The 21,912-nt window shown below is 66.5% G+C and carries 24 protein-coding genes, 1 tRNA gene and 1 pseudogene; 9 read left to right on the top strand and 17 right to left on the bottom strand.

Annotation, left to right across the window (positions count from 1 at the left end; translation table 11 throughout):
* Positions 1-160: 160 nt before the first annotated feature.
* Positions 161-1,462 carry a hypothetical protein gene (locus QP045_RS14900; RefSeq protein ID WP_422515782.1) on the top strand — a complete coding sequence of 434 codons (1,302 nt, stop codon included), beginning with the start codon at positions 161-163 and terminating at the stop codon, positions 1,460-1,462.
* Positions 1,463-1,671: 209 nt separating this feature from the next.
* On the opposite strand, the gene rplL is transcribed toward QP045_RS14900, so the two are convergent.
* Together rplL and rplJ are read right to left on the bottom strand one after the other, a co-directional pair.
* A complete protein-coding gene (gene rplL / locus QP045_RS14895; protein WP_422515781.1) occupies positions 1,672-2,052 on the bottom strand; it encodes a 50S ribosomal protein L7/L12 in 381 nt (126 codons plus the stop codon).
* Positions 2,053-2,106: 54 nt separating this feature from the next.
* Positions 2,107-2,628, bottom strand: coding sequence for a 50S ribosomal protein L10 (gene rplJ, locus QP045_RS14890; protein WP_125960767.1), 522 nt, complete (start codon positions 2,626-2,628; stop codon positions 2,107-2,109).
* A gap of 422 nt (positions 2,629-3,050) precedes the next feature.
* On the opposite strand from rplJ, the gene QP045_RS14885 reads away from it, so the two are divergent.
* Positions 3,051-3,614: a L,D-transpeptidase family protein gene (locus QP045_RS14885; protein WP_422515780.1), complete on the top strand. Its 564-nt coding sequence runs from the start codon at positions 3,051-3,053 to the stop codon at positions 3,612-3,614.
* A gap of 78 nt (positions 3,615-3,692) precedes the next feature.
* Here the strand turns inward: QP045_RS14885 and QP045_RS14880 are convergent, their stop codons facing one another.
* The 5 genes from QP045_RS14880 to QP045_RS14860 form a co-directional block, all read right to left on the bottom strand.
* Positions 3,693-6,779 carry a TonB-dependent receptor domain-containing protein gene (locus QP045_RS14880; protein WP_422515779.1) on the bottom strand — a complete coding sequence of 1,029 codons (3,087 nt, stop codon included), beginning with the start codon at positions 6,777-6,779 and terminating at the stop codon, positions 3,693-3,695.
* 251 nt (positions 6,780-7,030) lie between these two features.
* Positions 7,031-7,723: a 50S ribosomal protein L1 gene (gene rplA / locus QP045_RS14875; protein ID WP_422515778.1), complete on the bottom strand. Its 693-nt coding sequence runs from the start codon at positions 7,721-7,723 to the stop codon at positions 7,031-7,033.
* A gap of 4 nt (positions 7,724-7,727) precedes the next feature.
* Positions 7,728-8,159, bottom strand: coding sequence for a 50S ribosomal protein L11 (rplK, locus tag QP045_RS14870; protein WP_422515777.1), 432 nt, complete (start codon positions 8,157-8,159; stop codon positions 7,728-7,730).
* A gap of 187 nt (positions 8,160-8,346) precedes the next feature.
* Positions 8,347-9,030, bottom strand: coding sequence for a spermidine synthase (locus QP045_RS14865; RefSeq protein WP_422515776.1), 684 nt, complete (start codon positions 9,028-9,030; stop codon positions 8,347-8,349).
* Positions 9,027-9,362, bottom strand: a complete 336-nt coding sequence (locus tag QP045_RS14860; protein WP_422515775.1) for a DUF6481 family protein — start codon at positions 9,360-9,362, stop codon at positions 9,027-9,029. The genes QP045_RS14865 and QP045_RS14860 overlap by 4 nt, the downstream gene beginning before the upstream one ends.
* Before the next feature lie 339 nt (positions 9,363-9,701).
* Between QP045_RS14860 and QP045_RS14855 the strand changes: the two genes are divergently transcribed.
* Both QP045_RS14855 and nikR read left to right on the top strand, forming a co-directional pair.
* Positions 9,702-11,765, top strand: a complete 2,064-nt coding sequence (locus QP045_RS14855; protein ID WP_422515774.1) for a TonB-dependent receptor — start codon at positions 9,702-9,704, stop codon at positions 11,763-11,765.
* A gap of 103 nt (positions 11,766-11,868) precedes the next feature.
* The gene (gene nikR / locus QP045_RS14850; RefSeq protein WP_422515773.1) at positions 11,869-12,339 is read left to right on the top strand and encodes a nickel-responsive transcriptional regulator NikR; all 471 of its coding nucleotides are present in this window, start codon (positions 11,869-11,871) and stop codon (positions 12,337-12,339) included.
* 111 nt (positions 12,340-12,450) lie between these two features.
* On the opposite strand, the gene nusG is transcribed toward nikR, so the two are convergent.
* The 5 genes from nusG to QP045_RS14825 all read right to left on the bottom strand — a co-directional run bounded on the left by nusG (position 12,451) and on the right by QP045_RS14825 (position 16,132).
* Complete coding sequence (gene nusG / locus QP045_RS14845) at positions 12,451-12,987, bottom strand: transcription termination/antitermination protein NusG (RefSeq protein ID WP_229363680.1); 537 nt, start codon at positions 12,985-12,987, stop codon at positions 12,451-12,453.
* Between the two features lie 10 nt (positions 12,988-12,997).
* The gene (gene secE, locus QP045_RS14840; protein ID WP_422515772.1) at positions 12,998-13,195 is read right to left on the bottom strand and encodes a preprotein translocase subunit SecE; all 198 of its coding nucleotides are present in this window, start codon (positions 13,193-13,195) and stop codon (positions 12,998-13,000) included.
* 183 nt (positions 13,196-13,378) lie between these two features.
* Positions 13,379-13,957 carry a YqaA family protein gene (locus QP045_RS14835; RefSeq protein ID WP_422515771.1) on the bottom strand — a complete coding sequence of 193 codons (579 nt, stop codon included), beginning with the start codon at positions 13,955-13,957 and terminating at the stop codon, positions 13,379-13,381.
* Positions 13,958-14,231: 274 nt separating this feature from the next.
* Positions 14,232-14,307: transfer RNA gene (locus tag QP045_RS14830), tRNA-Trp, on the bottom strand.
* A gap of 91 nt (positions 14,308-14,398) precedes the next feature.
* A complete protein-coding gene (locus QP045_RS14825; protein WP_422515829.1) occupies positions 14,399-16,132 on the bottom strand; it encodes a fatty acyl-AMP ligase in 1,734 nt (577 codons plus the stop codon).
* A 131-nt stretch (positions 16,133-16,263) separates the two neighbouring features.
* Here QP045_RS14825 and QP045_RS14820 point away from each other — a divergent pair, with 131 nt between their 5' ends.
* The 5 genes and pseudogenes from QP045_RS14820 to QP045_RS14800 all read left to right on the top strand — a co-directional run.
* The gene (locus tag QP045_RS14820; RefSeq protein WP_422515770.1) at positions 16,264-16,806 is read left to right on the top strand and encodes a regulatory protein RecX; all 543 of its coding nucleotides are present in this window, start codon (positions 16,264-16,266) and stop codon (positions 16,804-16,806) included.
* Positions 16,807-16,871: 65 nt separating this feature from the next.
* Complete coding sequence (locus tag QP045_RS14815) at positions 16,872-17,456, top strand: cold-shock protein (RefSeq protein WP_422515769.1); 585 nt, start codon at positions 16,872-16,874, stop codon at positions 17,454-17,456.
* 1 nt (position 17,457) lies between these two features.
* Complete coding sequence (locus tag QP045_RS14810; protein ID WP_422515768.1) at positions 17,458-17,961, top strand: DUF192 domain-containing protein; 504 nt, start codon at positions 17,458-17,460, stop codon at positions 17,959-17,961.
* A gap of 84 nt (positions 17,962-18,045) precedes the next feature.
* The gene (locus tag QP045_RS14805) at positions 18,046-18,438 is read left to right on the top strand and encodes an NADH:ubiquinone oxidoreductase subunit NDUFA12 (RefSeq protein ID WP_422515767.1); all 393 of its coding nucleotides are present in this window, start codon (positions 18,046-18,048) and stop codon (positions 18,436-18,438) included.
* A 206-nt stretch (positions 18,439-18,644) separates the two neighbouring features.
* Positions 18,645-18,878, top strand: a pseudogene (locus QP045_RS14800) (DUF2155 domain-containing protein); the annotation flags it as partial.
* 35 nt (positions 18,879-18,913) lie between these two features.
* On the opposite strand, the gene aat reads toward QP045_RS14800, so the two are convergent.
* From aat to QP045_RS14775, 5 genes are all read right to left on the bottom strand, one after another.
* Positions 18,914-19,660, bottom strand: a complete 747-nt coding sequence (gene aat / locus QP045_RS14795) for a leucyl/phenylalanyl-tRNA--protein transferase (RefSeq protein WP_422515766.1) — start codon at positions 19,658-19,660, stop codon at positions 18,914-18,916.
* A gap of 91 nt (positions 19,661-19,751) precedes the next feature.
* Positions 19,752-20,135: a hypothetical protein gene (locus QP045_RS14790; RefSeq protein ID WP_422515765.1), complete on the bottom strand. Its 384-nt coding sequence runs from the start codon at positions 20,133-20,135 to the stop codon at positions 19,752-19,754.
* Positions 20,136-20,287: 152 nt separating this feature from the next.
* Positions 20,288-20,641: a hypothetical protein gene (locus QP045_RS14785; RefSeq protein WP_422515764.1), complete on the bottom strand. Its 354-nt coding sequence runs from the start codon at positions 20,639-20,641 to the stop codon at positions 20,288-20,290.
* 164 nt (positions 20,642-20,805) lie between these two features.
* Positions 20,806-21,225 (bottom strand): hypothetical protein, encoded by a 420-nt coding sequence (locus QP045_RS14780; RefSeq protein WP_422515763.1) that lies wholly within the window; start codon positions 21,223-21,225, stop codon positions 20,806-20,808.
* A gap of 13 nt (positions 21,226-21,238) precedes the next feature.
* A complete protein-coding gene (locus tag QP045_RS14775) occupies positions 21,239-21,700 on the bottom strand; it encodes a DUF3597 domain-containing protein (protein WP_422515762.1) in 462 nt (153 codons plus the stop codon).
* Positions 21,701-21,912 lie beyond the last annotated feature (212 nt).

The following is a 21,912-nucleotide window of genomic DNA, read 5'->3' as shown; positions in this document are numbered from 1 at the left end:
AGTGTCAATGAAATCGCGCGCTTGGAAATCGAAACGCGCCCTACCTGCTTTTATCCGGCGTCCTGCCACCGACTTCAATCTGGCGCGGAGATGGCACGGTTCGTCGCGCACGGGTGTCGGAGGTGCTGGCGGCGAGCGCGCGGATCGGCGTTGGCGGGGCATGACCATCCGCGCCCTTGCTGCATCCGCCGTTCTGTTCATGCCCGTGGCCGCCGCAGCGCAGGACGCCGCGCCCGCACCGATCCCGCTGCCCTGGACGCTGCCGCCGGGTAACAGCGTGACCGATCCGGAGTCCCAGCCGTCGCCGGCCGAGCCGGTTCGCCGGCGGACCCCGGCTCCCCGCGCAGCTGCCGAACCGACCCCGGCACCTGCTGCGACCCCGGCTCCGCGCGCTCGCCCGACGCCGGCGGCGACACCCAGCCCGGTCGCAACAGCCACGTCGGAGCCGGCTCCCGTCGCAGCCCCCGCGGTCGGGCCCGAACCGGAACCGGTAATCGAAGCCGCGCCTGAGCCCGTGGCTGAGCCCACGCCCGAAATGGACGTGGTGCCTGCTGCGCCCATCGAGCCTGCGGAGGGCGGCTCGCGCAGTTCGCTGCTGTGGGTCCTGCTTGCCGTAGGGGCGGTCGCGGCACTCGCCGCCTTGCTGTTCTGGCGCCGTCGCAAACCCGAGGACGAAGTGGAAGAGGTCGTTGAAGCCGCGCCTCCTGCTACCCCGGTCGCCCCAGTCGCGCCTGCCGTCGCAAAGGTGGAGCCCGTCGCGCCGGTCGATCCTGCTCCTGCCGAGCCGCGCTTCCTGAAGCGGCCGGTCGAGACGACGCCCGCAAGCGTGCCCGCTTCTCCGGAGGTGCAGCCGGAGTCGCTGCCGGCCACGCCCAGCTTCCTCACGCGGCCAGTCGCCGAGCCGGAGGGCCTTGTCGTGTCGACCGCGTTCCGCACGCCGCCGCCCGCGCCGAAGGTCGAGCATCCGCCGCTCGACTTCTCCTTCCTTCCCTTCGCGATGGGGACCGAGGGCGACAAGGCGGTCGTGCGGTTCGAGCTCGGCGCCGGGAACCCGACCGACATGGCCGTGTCCGAGCTGCGCTTCGCGACCGCCATGTTCAGCGCCAGCCCGGATCAGGACGCACTGATCGAGCGCTTCTTTGCAGAGGTGCCGCCGCACGCGATGCTGCAGCCGTTCCCGCTGGAGCCGCACGAGGCCCGCAAGGTGGAGGCCACCGTTTCCCTGCCGCTCGCCAATGTGGCGGTGCTCACCGCGGGCGAGCGGCGCTTCTTCGTGCCGGTCATGGCCATCGACGCGCGCTATCGCTGGGCAGACGGTCAGGAAGCCCGCACTCGCGTCGCCTTTGTGGTCGGCCGGCAGATCGCCGACAGCGAAAAGCTTGCGCCGGTGTTCGTCGATCGCGGTGATCGCATGGTCGACCGCCTCGAAGCGCGCATGCACGGCGAGGTGCGGCGGGACTGACCGTCCCATTGTCGCGCTGAGGGTTCGGGGCGTCTCCCAACCCCTGCGCGGTTCTGGCCGTATCTTCCCCGTGGGGCGGCGGCGTCCTCAACCCTCGTCCCGACGCTCTACTCTTCGTGGGCCTTGCACGCACAAGAAAAGGGGCGGTTCCTTGCGGAACCGCCCCTTCCTGTGTCGGCAAGTGCCGTCCGGCGTATGCCGGACGTCGCTTACTTGACTTCGACGGTGCCGCCGGCGCCTTCGATCTGAGCCTTGATCTTCTCGGCTTCGTCCTTGGCGATGCCTTCCTTGATCGGCTTCGGCGCGCCCTCGACGAGAGCCTTCGCTTCGGTCAGGCCCAGGCCGGTGATCGCGCGGACTTCCTTGATGACGTTGATCTTCTTGCCACCGTCGCCGGTGAGGATCACGTCGAACTCGGTCTTCTCTTCAGCAGCAGCAGCGCCGCCAGCAGCGCCGCCAGCAGCCGGAGCAGCTGCAACCGCAGCAGCGGCCGAGACGCCCCACTTCTCTTCGAGCAGCTTCGAGAGCTCAGCGGCCTCGAGGACAGTCAGTTCGCTCAGCTGGTCGACGATCGCGTTCAGGTCAGCCATGTGTAGTCTCCAAAAACAGATAGTTCGGGTTGATAGTCAGGGCAGGGGCGCCGATCAGGCGGCCTCCTGTTCCTTGTCCGCATGCGCCGCAAGCACGCGGGCGATCTGAGCCGCCGGTGCCTGGGTGATGGTCGCGAGCTTGGTCGCAGGTGCCACGATGAGCCCCACGATCTTTGCGCGCAGCTCGTCGAGCGACGGCAGCCCGGCCAGAGCCTTGATGCCTTCCGCGTCGAGAAGCTGGCCGCCCATCGCCCCGCCAACGATCTCGAGCTTGTCCGTGGTCTTGGCGAAGTCGTTGACGACCCGGGCAGCAGCCACGGGATCGGCAGACGTCGCAAGCGCGGTCGGCCCGGTCAGCAGGTCGGCGATAACCGAGTAATCGGTGCCTTCCGCTGCGATCTTGGCAAGGCGGTTCTTCGCGACCTTGTAGCTGGCGCCGGCTTCGCGCATCTTCGTGCGGAGTGCCGTCGACTGGGCGACGGTCATCCCGAGGTTGCGGGTGATGACCACCACGCCGACCTCGTTGAAGGTGCGGTTCAGCTCGGATACCAGCTCACTCTTTTGAGCGCGATCCATGCCGTTCTCCTCACAAATGGGCTGAGCGCGAGGCACAGCCCGGTACATGTCCCGGTGGCGAACCACCGGGGGCGACGTGTCCGAGGGGCATGGGCTCTGGTGCCAACGGATCAACCCGATGGCGGACCCGGCGCCGCTTGCGCGGAACCAGGAAAGAATCGCATTCCCCGTCTAGGCAGGACATTAAGCCGGAAGCCGGCACCTGCTGTCTCGGACGGCGAGCCGGACGCAAGCGCGTGCCGGATCAGCTGGCGCCCATAGCAGACCGGCGCGACGAAGCAAGCAAAACCGTCAGCTGTCCCCCGGTGAAACAGGGCAGCGCCAACGGCTTGGCACCGACAGGTGCGCGGCGGAGCAAAACTGGTAAACAAACCGTTAAGAGCTGCGCCCGCGGTGTGGTGCCGCGGCCCGGAGCCTGTTCGATGCGTGTTGCCCGTTCCCTTCTTCTTGCTTCCATGCTCGCCGGCGGCGCGCTGTTGGCGGTGCCGGCGCGCGCCGCACCTGCGCAGCCACGGGTGGTGAGCGTCATGGAAACGGGCGGCACGCTTCAACCCGGCGAATATCTCTGGGCCCCAGAAGGCGTGCCGCCGGGAAAGCTTGCCATCGTCGCCGATCTGCGCCGCGAGCGGCTCTACGTCTATCGGGGTGGGGTGGAGATCGGGCGGACGCTGCTCATCTATGGGGCCGACCACAAGCCTACGCCCACCGGCAGCTTCCCGATCCTCGAGAAGAATCGCGACCATGTTTCCAACCTCTACAACGCGCCCATGCCGTACATGCTGCGGCTCACCTGGGACGGGATCGCCATCCACGGATCGGGCGAGGACGTCGATGGCCGCTACGCGACCCACGGCTGCATCGGCGTTCCCGACGAATTCGCCGCCCTCCTCTTCGCACAGGTCCGGAAGGGCGACACCGTCCTGGTGACCCGGGACTGGATGCCGGAGGTATATGGTACCGAGGGCGTGCGGTTTGCAGCGAAGTAGAACGGCCGGGCGCGCCCGCAAGAAAGAGCCGGCAGGACGATACTCCTGCCGGTCTTGCGTCCGCTGACGTGGTCCCGCCTACATCTTGACGGATGCGCCGATGTAGAAGAACCGGCCGACGTTATCGAAGATGGCGTCGTTCGCACCATTGCCGAGCAGCCCATAGGGCGGCCGCTTGTTGGTGAGGTTGTCGACGCCGCCATAGAAGCGGAAATTGTTGTTCACCTCCGCCGAGGCGCGCAGCGCATGGTAGAACACGCGCGGATAGTAGACCACGTTCGCATAGTCCGGATCGAGCGGCGGGTTGCCGTCATAGGCATGCTGCGCCTCCCAATCGGTGATCGACTGACGCCCGATGTAGCGGAGCTGATAGCCGAGCGTGAACTGCTTGTGCGTGAAGTCGGCCGAGAAGTTCACGTTCCAGATCGGGTCGCCCAACTCGCCCTTCACTCGGTCCGGCTGTTCCGGATTGTCGATGTAAGGGAAGTCGGTGCGGTTCTGCACCCAGTTGCCGATGACCCGCAGGGCCAGGCGGTTATCCCCGTCGAAGCGATGGTTGTACAATATGTCGAGGTCGATGCCCTTCGCCACCAGCGCCGAAAAGTTCACCGTGCTCTGAAGCAGTGCCGGGCGTGCGAAATAGCTGTTGGGCTGGCGTGGGAAGATCAGCGAGCAGAACGCATTGTCCAGCGACGGCGCATCGTAGCAGGCATCCAGGATCGTCTGCGCATCGACCGGACTGATCACGTTCTTGATGCGGATGTTGTAATAGTCCGCCGTGATCGCGAGGCCCGGCGCGAACCGAGGCTGGACGATGAAGCCATAGGTCCAGCTGCGCGAACGCTCGGCTTCCAGATTGGGATTGCCGCCTGACAGGAACTCGATGCTTCCGGCGCGGGCGATGTCGTTGACGAAGCCTACCGGTACGCCCGCGGCAGCGCAGTTCGCCGGCCGGCTCGGTCGCCCGGTGTCGATGAAGTTCACGTCGCACGGGTCGTTCAGCAGGTTGAAGTCCTGTGACGGGGATGCGTAGAGGTCGCTGAGCGTGGGAGCGCGGACCGACTTCGAATAGTTCACGCGGAACTTGATGTCGGGGATGGGCGCGTAAATGCCGCCGGCGTTCCAGGCCCAGACCGTCCCGGTCGCCCCCTTATAGTCCGCTACGCGCACCGCGCCGTTGATCGTGAGTTCGTCAGCAAAGCGCACGTTGCGAAGGATCGGGAGCTCGAGCTCGCCATAGGCTTCCTTGACTGCGAAGGACGGCGGGTCGAAGTCGGGAATGGCGTTCAGGAAGGTGTCGCCCGACTTGACGAGGTCATCATAGGAGTAGCTTGCGGTCTCCCGCCGATACTCTGCTCCCACCGCAAACCGGACCGGCCCGCCGGGCAGTTCGAACCACTGGGAGCTGTCGCCGACCAGGTTGGCGCTGATGTCGAGCTCGGTCGCCTTGCCCCGGCGCCTGGACGTGGTGTTGATATAGTCCCGCGCTGCCTGGCTGGGCGCACCATTGCCCAACAGGTTCAAGGGCACGCAGCCCGGATCTGTCACCGTCACCTGATTGATCCGGCAAACGATCTGTCCGGCCGCGTTACGGACCGCATCGACTGCGTTCAGGAAGCGGGATTCGATCCGGTTGTTGTAGAAGCGCGAACGGCTGTGGAATTCGCCGTAATTGACGGCGAAGTCGTACTTCCAGTCCTCGTTGAACGTGCCCTCGGCGCCGACCACGACGCGGTAGGTGTCGCGGCGGTCGTACTCGTCCCTCGTGCCGAGATCGTTGTTGTTGCGGTTCAGGCGGAAATACTCCGACCCCGCGGGCAGCAGCGAGCGGATCGTAGCCGCGGCAGCCGGCTGAAGAAACGGGTTGTCGAAGTAGATCGGAACACCCGATCCCAGGAAGGTCTCTCCTTCACCCGTAGCACCCTGCGATCCGCCCGTGCCGAACGTGGGCGTGCCCTGGTTGAAGCTCTCGACGCGCACGAACTTGGCTTCCAGGAACGGCTTGAAGGCGTCGGAGACGTCGTAATGTGCGAAGAGATTGGCGACGTAGCGCTTGAGCGAAGGGGTCAGCGTCCCGCGATCGTTGAGAATGGCGCCGTCGCCGTTGTTGTTGTTGTTGGAGCCGGCGGGCCGGAAGTCCTCCCCGTAGTTATATTCGTACAGGCCGCCGCTCGGGTTGAAGCCGAAGATCCGCGGGAAGCCATTGGGGAGGCAGGCCCCGGCGACGCCGCCTCCGCACGCACGGGAACTGGACCCGTTATACGCGATGAAGTTGCCGCCGTTGTCGTAGCCGTAGCTGTGAACCCGGTTGAGGTAGACGCGGTCCGGCAGGTTATCATCGAGCGCGGGATTGTTGACGAGCTGGAACTGGCGGCGACCGGTCAAGGCGCCGGTCAGGCCGGGCCGGTCCAGATAGGTCAGCAGGTTCTGCTGGTTGTACGCGAGGTCGACCGCGACGTTGCCGCGACCCTCTGAGAAGTTCTTTCCGAAGGTGCCTGAGAGGCGATAGGTCCCGCGATCGCCGCGATCGCTGACGCCGCCATGCGCGTTCAGGGTGACGCCGTCGAAGTCGCGCTTCATCACGAAGTTGACGACGCCGGCCATCGCGTCGGAGCCGTAGACGGCCGAACTGCCGCCGGTCACGATGTCGACCCGCTCCAGCAGGTCGGTCGGCATCGTGTTGACGTCGACCAGGAAGTCCCCTTCCGAGGCGGTGATGTGGCGGCGGCCGTTGACCAGCACCAGCGTGCGGGTGACGCCGAGGCCGCGAAGATCGAGGAGGTTCAGGCCCGACGTGCCGATGAACTGGGTGGAGTTCGCCTGGCTGTAGGTCGAGCGCAGCTGCGGAAGGTCGTTGAGCACGTCGCCCACCGCGATCGAGCCGGTTCGGGTCAGATCCGCCCCGGTCAGGCTGGTGACGGGGATCGGCGAATCGAGGGTGGGGCGGGCGATGCGGGAGCCGGTGACGACCACTTCCCCGCCGGTGTCCTCCTGCTGGGGATCCGGGGCTTCGGTCTGGGGCGCGCCGATCTGGTTCTGGTCGGCCGCTGGCGTATCCGCATCCGCGGGTGTGGAGGTTTGCGCGGCGGCACTGCCGGCCAGCGCGATCGCAAGGGTGGACGCGGCAAGCCGCAGCACGGCCATCGGAACGCGGATGCGTGTCATTATTGTCCCCTTCTGCCCCGTTTCAGGGCCTGCCGGTCCTCATCGGCCGGCGCTTGTTCTGGAAGGGGAGCATCCACCCGTCCGGGCGGCGAAAGACATACGTACTGTTCCGTATAGGGTCAGCGAAGTGCTGGAGAAGCCTCGGCAAAAACCTGGGCTGCCGACGGGAAAGCCGCGTCGTGCCGTGGGTTCAAAGAAAAAGGGCCGGGATTGCTCCCGGCCCTCTTCGTTTCGTCCGTATCCCGAAGGGATCAGGCGGTTGCGACCTCGGCCACGTCCACCTTCACGCCCGGGCCCATCGACGACGAGAGCGCAACCTTCTTGAGGTACTTGCCCTTGGCGCCAGCCGGCTTGGCCTTGACCACGGCGTCGACCAGCGCGTCGAAGTTGGCGCGCAGGTCCTCGGCCGGGAACGATGCCTTGCCGATCCCGGAGTGGATGATGCCGGCCTTTTCGACGCGGTACTCGACCTGGCCACCCTTGGCGGCTTCGACGGCGGCTGCGACGTTCATGGTCACGGTGCCGAGCTTCGGGTTCGGCATCAGGCCCTTGGGACCCAGCACCTTACCGAGACGGCCGACCAGGCCCATCATGTCCGGGGTCGCGATGCAGCGATCGAAGTCGATCTTGCCGCCCTGGATGGCTTCCATCAGGTCCTCGGCGCCGACGACGTCCGCACCGGCTGCCGTGGCTTCGTCAGCCTTGGCGCCGCGAGCGAACACGCCCACGCGGACGGTCTTGCCGGTGCCCTTGGGCAGGGTCACGACGCCGCGGACCATCTGGTCGGCGTGGCGCGGATCGACACCCAGATTCAGCGACACTTCGACGGTCTCGTCGAACTTGGCGGTCGCGTTGGACTTCACCAGGGCGATTGCCTCGTCAACGCCGTGCAGCTTCTCGCTGTCGATCGTCCAGGTCTTCTGCTTCTTGGTCAGCTTGGCCATGATCTCAGCCCTCCACCACTTCGAGGCCCATCGCGCGGGCGGAGCCTTCGATGATCTTGGTCGCTGCCTCGATGTCGTTGGCGTTCAGGTCCTTCATCTTCGCGGTGGCGATGTCGGCCAGCTGCGAACGCTTGATCGAACCCGCGGTCACCTTGCCCGGCTCCTTCGAGCCCGACTTCAGGTTCGCTGCCTTCTTGAGAAGGTAGGTCGCCGGCGGCGTCTTGGTCTCGAACGAGAAGGAGCGGTCGGCATAGACGGTGATGACGGTGGGAAGGGGGGTGCCCTTCTCGACGTCGCCGGTCTGCGCGTTGAACGCCTTGCAGAATTCCATGATGTTCACGCCGCGCTGACCCAGCGCCGGGCCGATCGGCGGCGACGGGTTGGCGGCACCAGCTGCAACCTGCAGCTTGATATAGCCGGTGATCTTCTTTGCCATGTTTCTCACTCTGTATCGGGGCAGGGCACCAAGGCCTCGCCCGTTTCAAGTTTAGCGGTTCGATCGGCCGCCCCAAAAAGGGCAGACGCCTCCCGCACAAGTTTCCACGCATGACGTTGGAAGCGGCGCCGTTAGCCGAAAACTGCCGCGTTGGCAATGTCCTGCGCGAGGCAGGGGCTGGGCCTGGTCAGACCTGGGCGAACCAGATGACGTGCTGCGGCCCCTTGCCATTTTCCCGTGCGCGCACCCGCACTTCGTCGACCGCAAAGCCGCCCTGCGCCAGCCGCTTGGCAAACGCCGGGTCGGTTCCCGCCGACCACACGGCCAGGATCCCGCCCGGCCGCAGCGCCGCGCGCGCCCGTGCAAGGCCGCGTGCCGTATAGAGGCCGTCGTTCTCCTGTCGCGTCAGTCCGTCCGGGCCGTTGTCCACGTCGAGCAGGATCGCGTCGTATCGTCCGTTGACCGGACCAGCTGCGGCTTCGGCGATTGCCGCGCCCACGTCGCCCATCCGGATCGTCACGCGCGGATCGTCGAGGCATCCCTCGGCCAGCGCAGCCATCGGCCCGCGCGCCCATTCGATGATGCCGGGCACCAGCTCGGCGACGATGATCTCGGCATCGGCATCCACCGCGCCCAGGACGGCCCGCAGCGTGAAGCCCATGCCATAGCCGCCGATCAGCAGCCGCGGCGCCGACAGTTTGCCCAGGCGGGCGCACGTCATCGTGCCGAGCGCGATTTCCGAACCGCGCATGCGACTGCTCATCAGTTCGTTGCGTTCGAGCATGATGATGAAGTCGCCGCCGTGGCGGACCAGCCGTAGCGGCGGTCCCCCGGGTACCTCGGCGACCCCGATCAGCTCGCGCGGGGTCACCGCTTGCGGGCTTTGCGCGCTGCGTAGCGCGCGTCGCGCGCCGCCTTCAGCTCTTCCTCGCTCTTGGGGGCCTTGGGCGCAGCCGCGGTCTCTGCCTGACGAGCCTCTTCGGCGGCCGCAACCTTGGCGGCCTTTTCAGCATCGATTGCTGCCTGACGCTCGGCGCGGCGTTCGGCCGCCGCGGCCTTGCGGGCAGCCTGGGTTGCCTCGCGCGCCGCAATCGCGGCCGGATCGGCCACGGGCTTGTTGCGCAGCTTTTCGAGTGCAGCTTCCTTGGCGGCTCGCGCCGATGCTGCACGTTGATTGAAGTCGGGAGCCTTATATCCTGCCATGGTACATCCGTTTAGGGCCGCGGTCGCCGCAGCCTCGGTAGGGCGCCTTTAACCGCAAAACTGCCCCGAGTCTCCTCCGGGTACCATGCAGCGCCGGAAACGGGGTCGGATTGCCTCAGAATCCTGGCTTTCGCAGCATGGCATCGGTTCGCCCCCTTCGACCCCCGAGGTCGGTACGTGCTTGTCCGTATTACGAGCCCCGGGGTGGTCTGGTTAAGCAGAAGCAGGAAAAACTGCTTACCTCCGAGTTCGCCCAAATCTCTGTTCTCGGGACGCCTTCCGGGCGGCCGACCCCTCATGTCCGTCGCGGCGGGAAAGGAGGCGCATGTGTCGAGGACGATGGCCCGGGCTGTGGTAGCGACCGCCATCTCGTCGCTGCTGTTCGTCGGAGACGCAGCGGCTCAACAACGCGAAGCTTCGGACGACCGTGAGGACTCCCGGGATGGCGGCGAGATCATCGTGTACGGCCGTGCCCTGCCGCAGATCGGCACCGCCACGAGCGCGTCGCAGGGCACGGTCGGCTACGACGATTTCGCCAATCGTCCCGTATCGCGCGTCGGCGAACTGGCGGAAAACGTGCCCGGACTGATCGCCACCCAGCATTCGGGTACCGGCAAGGCCAACCAGTATTTCCTTCGCGGCTTCAACCTGGATCACGGGACCGACCTGGCCGGTTTTGTCGACGGCGTGCCGATCAACATGCGCAGCCACGGTCACGGCCAGGGATACCTCGACCTTAACTTCCTGATTCCCGAACTGGTCGAGCGCATCGACTATTCGAAAGGCCCTTACCGCGCCGAGGCGGGCGACTTCTCGGCCGCAGGAACGGTAAACTTCAGGACAGCCGCATCCCTGCCGGCCCCGATCGCCGAGGTCACGGTCGGCAGCTATGGCTATGTTCGCGCGCTGGCAGCCGGCAGTACCGCCCTGGACAAGGGCAATTTGCTGCTCGCGCTCGACGGGACGCTGTCCAACGGGCCGTGGGTGCTGGACGAAGACCTGCGCAAGCTGAACGGCCTGGCGCACTATACGAGCGGCACGGAGGCGGCAGGATGGAGCGTGAAGTTCAGCGGCTATCACGCCACCTGGGCCTCAACCGACCAGATACCGCTGCGCTCGATCGAGAACGGGGAGATTTCGCGGTACGGCTACATCGATCCTGATCTGGGCGGTCGGACGACCCGGCTAGACCTGGGCGGCGAATGGCATGACGGTGGTACGCGTGCGAGCGCCTTTGCGACCTATTATGATTTTCGCCTGACCTCGAACTTCACCTACTTCCTCAATGATCCGGTGAACGGCGACGAGTTCCAGCAGGCGGACCGGCGCGGGATTTTCGGCGGATCTCTGCGCCATGCCTTTCCCGAGACGACCCTGTTCGGCGTGCCGGCTGTTTTGGCGATGGGCGCCGACCTTCGCTACGATCGCATCGACAAGGTCGGGGTCTACACCAGCAGGGGTGGGGTCCGCACGGGTACCATTCGGCAAGACCGCGTCGACGAAGTGAGCGGAAATGCGTCGGCCGAGGTCGAAGCGGCGCTCACGCCATCGCTGCGGCTCACGCTCGGCGCCAATGCGGCGCTCTATGGCTATGACGTGCGATCGGACCTCCCGGTAAATTCCGGTTCGGGAAATGACGCGCTCCTGGCCCCCAAGGCGGCGCTGGCGTGGCGGATTGCTCCCGCGCTCGAACTCTATGCCAATTACGGGGAGAGCTATCATTCCAACGATGCGCGCGGCGCGACGACAAGGATCGATCCGGCAACCGGTGCGGCAACCGACCCGGTGCAACTCCTCGTCCGCGCGCGGGGCCAGGAGCTTGGTGCCCGCCTGGAAACAGGGGCGGTCAGCGCGACGGTTGCAGCCTATCACCTGACCCTTCAGTCCGAGCTCGTGTTTGTGGGGGACGCCGGCACGACCGAACCTAGTGCTGCCTCTCGGCGCTATGGCGCGGAGGCGACCCTGTTCTGGCGAGCGGGATCGACGCTGGTGCTGGATGCGCAAGGTGCGCTCACGCACGCGCGCTTCCGCGGGGTGCCCAAGGGCGAGGATCGCATCCCGAATGCGGTCAGCGAGGTCCTGTCAGGAGGCATTACCTGGACGCCCGTGCCTGCGCTCACCCTGACGGCACGGTTGCGACACTTCGGCGCCGCGCCGCTGGTCGAGGACAATAGCGCGCGGTCGGATCCGACGACGCTGGTCAACGCCGGCGCCTACTATCGGGTCGGGAATCTGCGCCTCGGGCTCGACGTCCTCAACCTGTTCAACAGCCGGAAGGCGGACATTACCTACTTCTACGCCTCGCGCTTGCCGGGCGAGCCAGGCGAGGGCGTCGAGGATTACCACCTCCACCCCGTCGAGCCGCGCCAGGTCCGCGCCTCGCTTCGATACAGCTTCAACTGATGCGGCGATCCGGTATCGGGATGCGAGCTGATTACCGTCCGCTGCAACCATGGGGCATTCTACGTATCGTGCGCCCGTGCCCGGCGCGATGTATGGCTGCAGAATGCAACGCATCACCATCTCGCTCGATGAGCCTCTGGCTGCCAGCCTCGACGACATGTCCGCTGCGCGCGGATATGCCAGCCGTTCCGAAGCGATGCGCGACCTGGTTCGAGAAGGGCTCGAACGCTGGCGCGGCGAGACGCCTGCCGCGGCCTATTGTGTGGGCTGCCTGTCCTATGTCGTGGATCGGCGCGTGCGATCCCTGCCGCAGCGCATTGCCGAGCTACAGCACGCCCATCACGATCTGGTGGCAGCCAGCACCATTGTCCGGCTCGATCACTTCAACAGCCTGGAGACCGTGATCCTGCGCGGTCGGACGGAGGCGGTGCGGGCATTCACCGACATCATCCGCGCCGAGCGGGGGGTGCGGTTCGGCTCGATCAACCTGCTGCAGGTCAATCATCATGACGAGCATCATGAGGCCGATATCCACGGGCATGCCGGACATCAGCATCTCTCGCCCCTGGCTTGATCGGCGCATCCACGAAAAAGCCGGAGCTTTCGCCCCGGCTTTTCCATGTCTCTCGTGTGGCGCGACGGAAGTGCGCCGCTTCGTGATTAGCGTCTGCTAATCGCGTGCGGCTTACTTCGAGCGCTCGACCTGCTCGAAGTCGAGTTCGACCGGGGTGGCGCGACCGAAGATCGACACCGACACCTTGACCTTCGACTTGTCGAAGTCGAGTTCCTCGACCAGGCCATTGAAGCTCGCGAACGGACCGTCGAGCACCTTGACCGAATCGCCGATCTCGAAATCGACCTTGATCTTCTGCTTGGGTGCAGCGGCGGCTTCCTGCTTGGTGTTCAGGATGCGCGCGGCCTCGGCCTCGCTGATCGGCTGCGGCTTGCCCGACGAGCCCAGGAAGCCGGTCACCTTCGGCGTGTTCTTCACCAGGTGATAGACGTCGTCGTTCATGTCCAGCTTGGCCAGGACATAGCCCGGGAAGAACTTGCGCTCGGACTGGACCTTCTTGCCGCGACGGACTTCCGTCACGGTTTCCACCGGCACCTCGACAGATTCGACCAGCCGGTCGAGGCCAAGGCGGGTGGCGTCCGACAGGATCTGGTCGCGGACCTTGTTCTCGAACCCGGAGTAGGCGTGGATGATGTACCAGCGCGACATGCAGAATCCTTTAGGCGGTCAGGCTGAGCAGCAGCTTCACGATCGCGTCGAACCCGGAGTCCACCGCGAAGAAGAAGACACCCAGCACCATTGCCATGATGACCACCATCACTGCCGTCATCACCGTTTCGCGGCGCGTCGGCCACGTGACCTTCTTGGTCTCGGTCTGGACCTGGCGGATGAACTCTGCCGGAGATGTCTTCGCCACTGTTTCACCTGAATGTCTTGTGCGTCACCAACCGCGAGGCAAGGGTCCGCTGCCCGGTTCCTTCCGAAGGAACCGGCGCAGGCCATCCACGCTGTCGGATTGGGCCCAGTATCTAGCGACGAAGCCCGCAGCGTGCAAGCGGTGGTTGGCCGGGCCTCCGCAAGGGTCCCGGCCGGGTGTGGTTCAGATCAGCCCGACCGCGAGGAACCCGCCGACCAGCGCCACCAGCACCAGGATGCCGATGAGGTTCAGCCGCCGCTCGATGAACGCCTGCACGGGCGCGCCATAGCGCTTGAGCAGGAAGGCGATCAGGAAGAAGCGGAACCCGCGCGTCACCACCGCTGCCGCCACAAAAGCGGCGAAGTTGAACTTCGCGAGGCCGCTGGCGATCGTCACCAGCTTGAACGGGATCGGGGTCAGCCCCTTGATCAGGATGATCGCGGCGCCCCATTTGGCGTACCAATCGTGGAACTCGGTGGCCTTGTCCTGCAGGCCGTAGACGCGGATCAGCCACTGTCCCAGGCTGTCCCACAGGAAGTAGCCGATCGCATAGCCCATGATGCCGCCCAGCACCGACGCGATCGTGCAGATCGCGGCGATCCGATAGGCGCGCTCGCGGTGCTGAAGGACGACGGGCACGAGCACCACGTCGGGCGGGATCGGGAAGAAGGAGCTTTCGCAAAAGGACACCACCGCAAGGCTGCGGACCGCGTGGCGGTGATTGGCGAGGCGAAGCGTCCAGTCGTAGAGCGCGCGAAACATCGACGAAGTCCCGAAGGGCTAGCGGCACGCCGAAGGGCTTGCCAGGGAACCCTTCGCAACTGCGAAGGACCCGGACCTCCTAAGCTGCGGCGCGAACGCGGGCAAGCGGTGGCTGGACGAATGGAGGCCGCGGCACGGCGGGGAAGCAGTCGCTTACGCACCCCACAGGAACAAACTGCCGCACCTGCACACAGGCGCCGGGATCTGTCGCTGCTTCTCGATAGGCTTGCGGGGAGGCTCTTGCCGCCGCCTCAGGCGAGGCGGCGGAAGATGCTGGCAGGAGTGGAGGGACTCGAACCCACGGCCCTCGGTTTTGGAGACCGATGCTCTACCAACTGAGCTACACTCCTATTGCCCGCCCTCTATCCGCCGTTTCGCCCCGGGGCAAGGCCCAAGCGGGAAAAGGCGAACAGTGACTGCCAAGACCGGCAGTCAGGGGTGTCAGGCGGCGATATCGTAGGGCTTGATCTCACCATTGAGGTAGAGATTGCGCGCCTTGGCACGGCTGAGCTTGCCCGAGCTGGTGCGCGGCAGGGTGCGCGGCGGGACGAGCTCGATCACGCAGTTCATGCCGGTCACGGCACGCACGCGCTCCCGGATCTCCTCACGCAGGCGCTGGCGCTCTGCATCGTCGGATGCGCGACACTGGACCAGCACCGCCGGGGTTTCCTCGCCACCGGGCGTCGTGATGGCGAAGGCAGCGATGTCGCCGGCCTTGAAGCCCGGGAGCTGCTCCACCGCCCACTCGATGTCCTGGGGCCAGTGGTTGCGGCCGTTGACGATGATCATGTCCTTCGCCCGGCCAACGATGTAGACATAGCCTTCGGACATGTAGCCCATGTCGCCGGTGTCCAGCCAGCCGTCGGACATGCACGCCTCGGTCGCGGCGTCGTCGCGGAAATAGCCGACCATCACCGACGGGCCCTTGCACCAGACCTTGCCGATCGCGCGCTCAGGCAGCGGGGTGCCGTCCTCCTCGCGGATCTGCACGACCATGTCGCGCACGGGCTTGCCGCAGTTGACGATCGCGCGGAACCGCTGCGGCCGATCGCCCGCACGGTCGCCGCCGGACAGCTCGGTCTCCTCGACCAGCTCGACCTGGATGCCCTCGCCCGGGGGCATGATCGACACCGCGAGCGTGGCTTCGGCGAGGCCGTAGCTCGGCAGGAAGGCGGATGCCTGGAAGCCCGCGTCGCCGAACGCGTCGACGAAGCTCTGCATCACGTCGGGGCGGATCATGTCGGCGCCATTGCCCGCCACGCGCCAGCGCGACAGGTCGAAGCGGTCCGACGCCTTGGTCTGGCTCGACATGCGGCGGGCGCAGATATCGTAGCCGAAGGTCGGCGAGTAGGAGAGGGTCGTCCCCTGGTTGCGGCTGATGAGGTCCAGCCATGCCAGCGGCCGGCGCGCGAAATCCTCGGTCTTGAGGTAATCGGTCGAAACCTGGTTCGCGATCGGCGACAGGAAGCAGCCGACGAGCCCCATGTCATGATACCAGGGCAGCCACGAAACGCAGCGGTCGCCCTCGACGACCTCCATGCCATGGCTGTGCGCGGCCAAATTGTTGAGCAGCGCATGATGGGTGATCGCGACCCCGTGGGGAAAGCGCGTCGATCCGCTGGAATATTGCAGATAGGCGATGTCGTCGCCCCGCGCGGTCGGCAGCGGCGCTTCAGGGGCGGCACGCATGCTGAACTCGGACCAGTCGATGCCCTCGACGCCGGCGAGACGTGCGGCTTCCGCTGCCATCTGCGCCAGCTCCGGCGGGAAGATCAGCATGCGCGGGTCGCAGCTGGAAAGCTGCACGCGCAACTGCTCGACATAGGCTTCGCGGCCGCCGAACGAGGTGGGCAGCGGCAGCGGCACGGGCCACGCGCCGGCATAGATTACGCCGAAGAACAGGCTCGCGAACTCGGGACCGGTCTCTGCCACGAGCGCAATCCGCTCTTGCGGGCGCACGCCGGCGGCAAGCAGGCGGCGCGCCTGGTCCAGCGCATCTTCGCGAAGCTCGGCATAGGTATAGGCGCGCACCAGCGTGCCACGCGCGTCATGAAAGTTCAGTCCGCGAACACCGGTGGCGGCGTAATCCAGCGCCTCGCCCAACGTATCGAAGTCGGCAAAGCGGCGCGGCAGCGTATCCTTCGTGGGCGTGCCGCCCTGTGCCATAGCTTCCATATCGGTGTTCTTCGTCAAAAAAAGCGCCCTCCCTGCGGCGACGGCACGCCATCCAGCGCGCGTAGGCACGACGGCCAGCGTCACCGCAATCCCGTTCAAAATCACTGCCTAGTGTGGCACAAACATGGCGCATGTCCTACGCTCGCCGCCCCACCGCTTCGCCGAAGCCGCTCGATGCAGGTGCATTGGAGCGTTTGGCGCTGCGATACGTCGAGCGCTACGCGACCACGCGAGCACGGTTGCGTCAGTATCTTGCCCGTAAGCTGCGCGAGCGCGGCTGGGAAGGGGAGGAGGCTCCGCCGATCGATTCGCTGGCGGAACGCCTGGCGGAGCTGCGCTATGTCGACGACCGTGTCTTCGCCGAGAGCAAGGCTGCTTCAATGGGCCGACGGGGCCTTGGTGCGCGCCGGGTAGCAGAGGCGTTGCGGCACGCCGGGGTGGAGGCAGAGGATGTGGACGCGGCCGCGGCCACATCTCCGTCCGAGGCCGTCCAAATCGCGCTGCAGTTCGCCAAGCGCCGAAGAATAGGGCCATTTTCGACAACCGCTGCGGAGCAGGAACTCATGCGAAAGCAAGTCGGGGCCATGGTTCGCGCAGGGCACGCGCCCCCACTGGCATGGCGAATCGTGCGCCTTACGCCCGGGGAAGACACGGCATTTCTATTCGAAGCCTAGTCTCGAAACAAAACATCGCCATCGCGCCGGGAGCTGTGATAGGTCTTTCTTCGGGGGAACAAGACATGCGTGCAGAACCGCAGCGCGCACCGCTCGACCGCGAAGGCGAGGCGCGCGAAGATCATGGGGTGGAGACCGGTGAGGCCGATGTGGCCATCGCCGTGTCTGGTGTCGTCAAATGGTTCGATGTGACGCGTGGCTTTGGCTTCATTGTCGCGGATGATCCGGCGCATGGCGACGTGCTGGTGCATTTCTCCGTGCTGCAAACGCACGGACGCCGTACTCTGCCGGAAGGGGCGCGGGTCGATTGCCTCGCAACACAGCGGCAACGCGGCATGCAGGCCCGCGAGATTCTTGCGATCGACCTCTCCGAAGCCGTGGAAGAGCGGCGTCCGCGACCCGCTCCCCGCACGGATCGCACCGACCTGATCGCATCAGCAGGGGATTTCGAGCCGGTTTCGGTCAAATGGTTCAACCGTCTGAAGGGCTATGGCTTCCTGTTGCGCCAGCGCGACGGGGCCGATGTGTTCGTGCATATGGAAACGCTGCGCCGCGGTGGTATCGAGGAACTGGAACCCGAACAGCCGATTCAGGCGCGGGTTGTGGAGGGCGAGCGTGGTTTGCTCGCCGTAGTCGTCGAGAGGGCATAGCGTGATCAAGAAGAGCGTGCAGGCGATGCTGGTCGCAGCGGCGATGTCGCTATGCGGGGCATGCACGAGCAACGGCGGTGAAGCCGGCAATTCCGCCGCCGCTGGACTGGTGCGCACGGAAGTGACGGTGGAGAGCGCAGGGGGTACCCACCGCTTCAACGTAGAGGTCGCTCGGACCGCCAAGGAGCAGGCGGACGGGCTGATGTACCGGACCAACATTCCCGCGGACGGTGGAATGTTGTTCGCGCCTTATCCTGCAGGTGGCGGTGCGCCGAAGGTCGCGAGCTTCTGGATGAGGAACACGCCGTCGCCGCTGGACATCCTGTTCATTCGCCCCGACGGCACGGTCGCCACGCTGGTCGAGAACACCATTCCCTTCTCCGAAACGCCGGTCGCGTCGCGTGAACCGGTGAGCGCGGTCCTGGAGATTCGGGGCGGACGCGCGGCGGAACTCGGCATCGCCGAGGGCGACAAGGTGCAGTGGAAGGACGTTCCCGCCAAATGATGCGGCACGGGATCCACGGCTTTCGCGGGCGCGCAGGTGCGAAGCCGGTTGCTGGCAAGCGTCGGCAGGGGTAAGCGGCAGCACATGGGCATGCTCAAATCGATCTTCACCTGGTGGGACGGCGCCACCATCGGCACCACGCTTGCACTGCGCAGCAGGAAAAAGATGGGCACCGATTCGCTCGGCAACGTCTATTATGAGGGCGGCCGCGATACGAACGGCCAGCCCCGCCGCTGGGTGATCTATTCGGGCAGCAATGACGCGAGCCGGGTCCCGCCCGAGTGGTTCAGCTGGCTGCACCACCAGATCGACGGCTTGCCGGACGACGTCTTGCCGCCGGTCCGTCCGTGGGAAAAGCCGCCCGAGAGCAACCACACCGGAACGCCGCTCGCATGGCGGCCGCCGGGCGCGCTCGACCAGGGCGGTCAACGCGTGCGCGCAACCGGCGATTATGAGGCGTGGAGCCCCGACGCGTGAATCGCCGCCTGGCCCTGATCGGGCTGGTACTGGCAGTACTGGTAGCGGCAGCGGCCTGGTTCCTGTTGCGTCCCGGTAGCGAGCGTAGCGCCGGTTCTCCCGACCCGGACGCGGTGGCGTTCGAGAGCGACGGAGCGGCGCCTGCCGCCGACGTCGTCAGTGTCGCGGCGAGCGGCGACGTCGTTGCCGTGCCGGGTGCGACGCCGATGGCGGAGCGGGTTGCGGTGATCGGCTTCCTCAACAAGCGCAACGGCGACACGCGCGACATCACCATGAAGCCGGGCGAGGCGCGGCGGATCGGCGATGTCGTTGTGCGCTTACGTGCCTGCGAGCGCACGGCGCCGTGGGAGCAGGAGCAATATACCGGCGCGTTCGTGCAGATGGACGTGCGCGGTAGCGATCGCAAATGGCGCCGCGCTTTCTCGGGCTGGTTGTTCAAGGAACGGCCATCGCTGAACGTCGTCCAGCACCCGATCTATGACGTCTGGCCCAAGAGCTGCACGATGACTTTCCCGGAAACCGGGCCGGAGACGGTGCCGGCGGGCGGCGGCGGTGCGGCCACGCGTTCCAGCGCGAAGAAGTCGGCAGACCAATCGTCCGCGCCGGCTCCGGCTGCGCCGAGCGAACCGGTGAACCCGGCGCCGAGCGCGGCTTCCAACAGCACCGAATAATCCGCGCGGTCGATTTCCACCGCGCCGAGCGTGGCGAGGTGGTCGGTCTGGAACTGGCAGTCGAGCAGGGTGAAGCCGCCGACTCGCAGGCGGGCGACGAGCCAGGCGAGCGCGACCTTGGACGCGTTCGTGGCGCGGCTGACCATGCTTTCCCCGAAAAACGCGCGGCCGAGGGCGAGGCCGTAGAGGCCGCCGACGAGGCGATCGCCGTCCCAGCATTCCACCGAATGGGCAAAGCCGAGTTCGTGGAGCTGGAGGAAGACGTCCTCGATCGGGCCGTTGATCCAGGTTTCCGGGCGATCGGCGGCGGATTCGGCGCAGAGCTGGACGATCCGGGCGAATGCCTGGTCGGTGGTGACGCGGAAGCGGTCGCTGGCGATCGTCTTTCGCAGCGAGCGCGAGCAGTGGAAGCCGTCGAGCGGGAGGATGCCGCGGCGGCGGGGTTCTACCCAATAGACGGATTCGGCGGTGCGGTGGTCGCTCATGGGGAAGACGCCCATGGCGTAGGCGCGCAGCAGAGTCTGGGGATCGAGTTGGGCGAGACCGGCCATCGCGCGAGCCTAGACCCTTGAAGCGACAAAGGAAAAGGGCCGGCGGCATCGCTGCCACCGGCCCCGGATCATCGGGTGGAAGAAAGGCCGGTCAGGCCTTGCAGCTCTGCGCCGGCTTGCCCGGGCGGGTGAGGGTGATCGCCTTGGGATCGCCGGTCAGGCTGTAGCCGTCGGCAACGAGCGGATCGCCAGCGTTTTCAGCCTTGAGCGCGACGGCGGTGCCGCCCTTTTCGGTGCGCAGGTTGGCCAGCTTGTCGCCCGAGAAGAAGTCGACGTAGACGAGCGTGTTGTCCTTGCAGCGGAATGTGCTGGTCGCCTTGACCGCAGGCGGCAGTTCCACCGGCGCTGCGTTGGCGAGCTGGGAAGCCATCGGGTCCGGCGCGCGGCCATCGACGGTCTCGGTCTTCTGTTCGCAGCCCGCGAGAAGGGTAAGCGCGAGGGCCGCAGCGGCAGTTTGGATCAGGGTGGATTTCATAGCGGGGATTGCTTCGCGCATGCGGCACCCCCCGTCAAGCGTTAGGAGATAACAAAACACGGTCATTGCTGTACCGCAACATTACAAGACCGCCCTCCCGAGGGAACGAAGGGCACGCCCGGTGGGAGCGGTACCCTTCGCTGGTGCGGCAATCAGGCGTTGCTGCTGCCCGTCTGGCTGCGCATGCTGCCGCGATCCTGCACCAGGGTCGGGGCAGGGCCGGTGGCGGGGCGCAGCGCCTCGCGCTCGCCCGGCGGCACCGGCGCGGTGGGATCGGGGCGGAATGCCTCTGGCGCGCGATCGTTGGGGCCGGGATGCGGCTTGTCGAGGGCGAGGTCGACGGGGACATGCTCGCCGGTGCCGACGTCGCCGGCGCGAACCTCCCGCTGCTGACGCGCGAACAGCCAGCCACCAAGACCCAGCGCGACCCCGAGCAGGCCGATGCCGGCGGTGAGGAGGCGCGGGCGCGCGGGGGTGGGACGATGGGGAGCGTTGGCCTTGGCCATGAAAGTCCTTCCTGGTTTGTCTTGCCCGTTCCAACCGCCGGGGCGGGAGCGGGGTTCCGGAGTTGCGCGTGCCCGCGAGGCAGGCGCCATCATCGCCGCCAGCCGCCCGCCACGCCCGTACCCCCTGCAGGAGCACGGACGCGGGCGAAGCGGAAGCCGACGGATCAGGCGCCGGCGGTCGCGGTGTCGTCGTGGTCGAGATCGCCGCCGCGGCGACGGGGCAGGATCTTGCTGCCGTTCGCCTCCAGCCCCAGCGCGGCGATGGTATCGATCGCGATGGCGCCGACCACAAAGGCGACCGCGCCCCAGATCGCGCGGTTGCGCGGGCTCTTGGTGGCGGCGAGGCCGAGGGCGGTCAGGTCCATCGCATCGCCGACGACGCGGTTCCACATGCGCGCGGAATGGGCGGGCGCCTGAAGCAGGCCGATGCCCGCCGCCACTTCCCGCGCGCCGAAGGCCCGCACCAGCCCCTCATGCCCGTCCGCATCGAGCGAACGGGCGATGCGGCGTGCGCCGAGAAGTTCGGCAGCCCCCAATGCGAGGCTGAACACACCAAGGCCGAAGCTGAGCTTCCTGCTATCCATTCCTTCTTCTCCGTTAGTCGCGCAAATCAGCCGGGACGGTGCCGCCGTTCGCCGCCAGTTCGCGCATCACCGCCTTGTGCAGCCAGATGTTCATTTCTGCCGACCCGTCCTTGGCACCGGTATAGCCGAGCTCTGTTGCAAGCTCCTTGCGGTTCTCAAGGCTGGAATCGAGGTCGAGCAGCTTCATGAGATCCACGATCGAGGTGCGCCAGTTGAGGCCGGGGTGGCTGGCCTCGCGCGCCTTCAGCACCGCCTCGACATCGACGGGCTGGCCGCTGGTCGGCTCGGCGCCGGTGGTCTGCGGGGGCACGTTGGTGCCGGGCACGGGATCGGGAATATGGACCGGCACGGTCTTGGTCTGGGTGACGGTCTCGGCCTTGGCCGCTGCGCGATCCTTCTGGCCGAAATAATTGTCGCCAAACGGGCCGCCGTCCTTGCCGAACACGGCCGTCTTGATCTTTCCGAAGATGCTCATGGTTCGTCCCCGTGATGAAGCTTATCCAGATTAACGTCCGGGGACGGGGGGAGTTCACCGCGCCCGTCGTGCCGGGGCGGCGCGCCGTCGCTGTCGGCGATGGGGCAGGGCTCCCGATTCCAGATCGCGGCGGGCGAACGCGGGAGAACCGGCGCCGGTGGCGGAGCGGGCGGAGGCGGCGGCGGCGGGGGCGGTGCTGCAGGCGGCATGGG

Source organism: Sphingomonas sp. 3-13AW (assembly GCF_049311085.1).
In the GTDB taxonomy this organism is placed as follows: domain Bacteria; phylum Pseudomonadota; class Alphaproteobacteria; order Sphingomonadales; family Sphingomonadaceae; genus Sphingomonas.
This window is presented reverse-complemented; position numbering and strand designations above follow the sequence as displayed.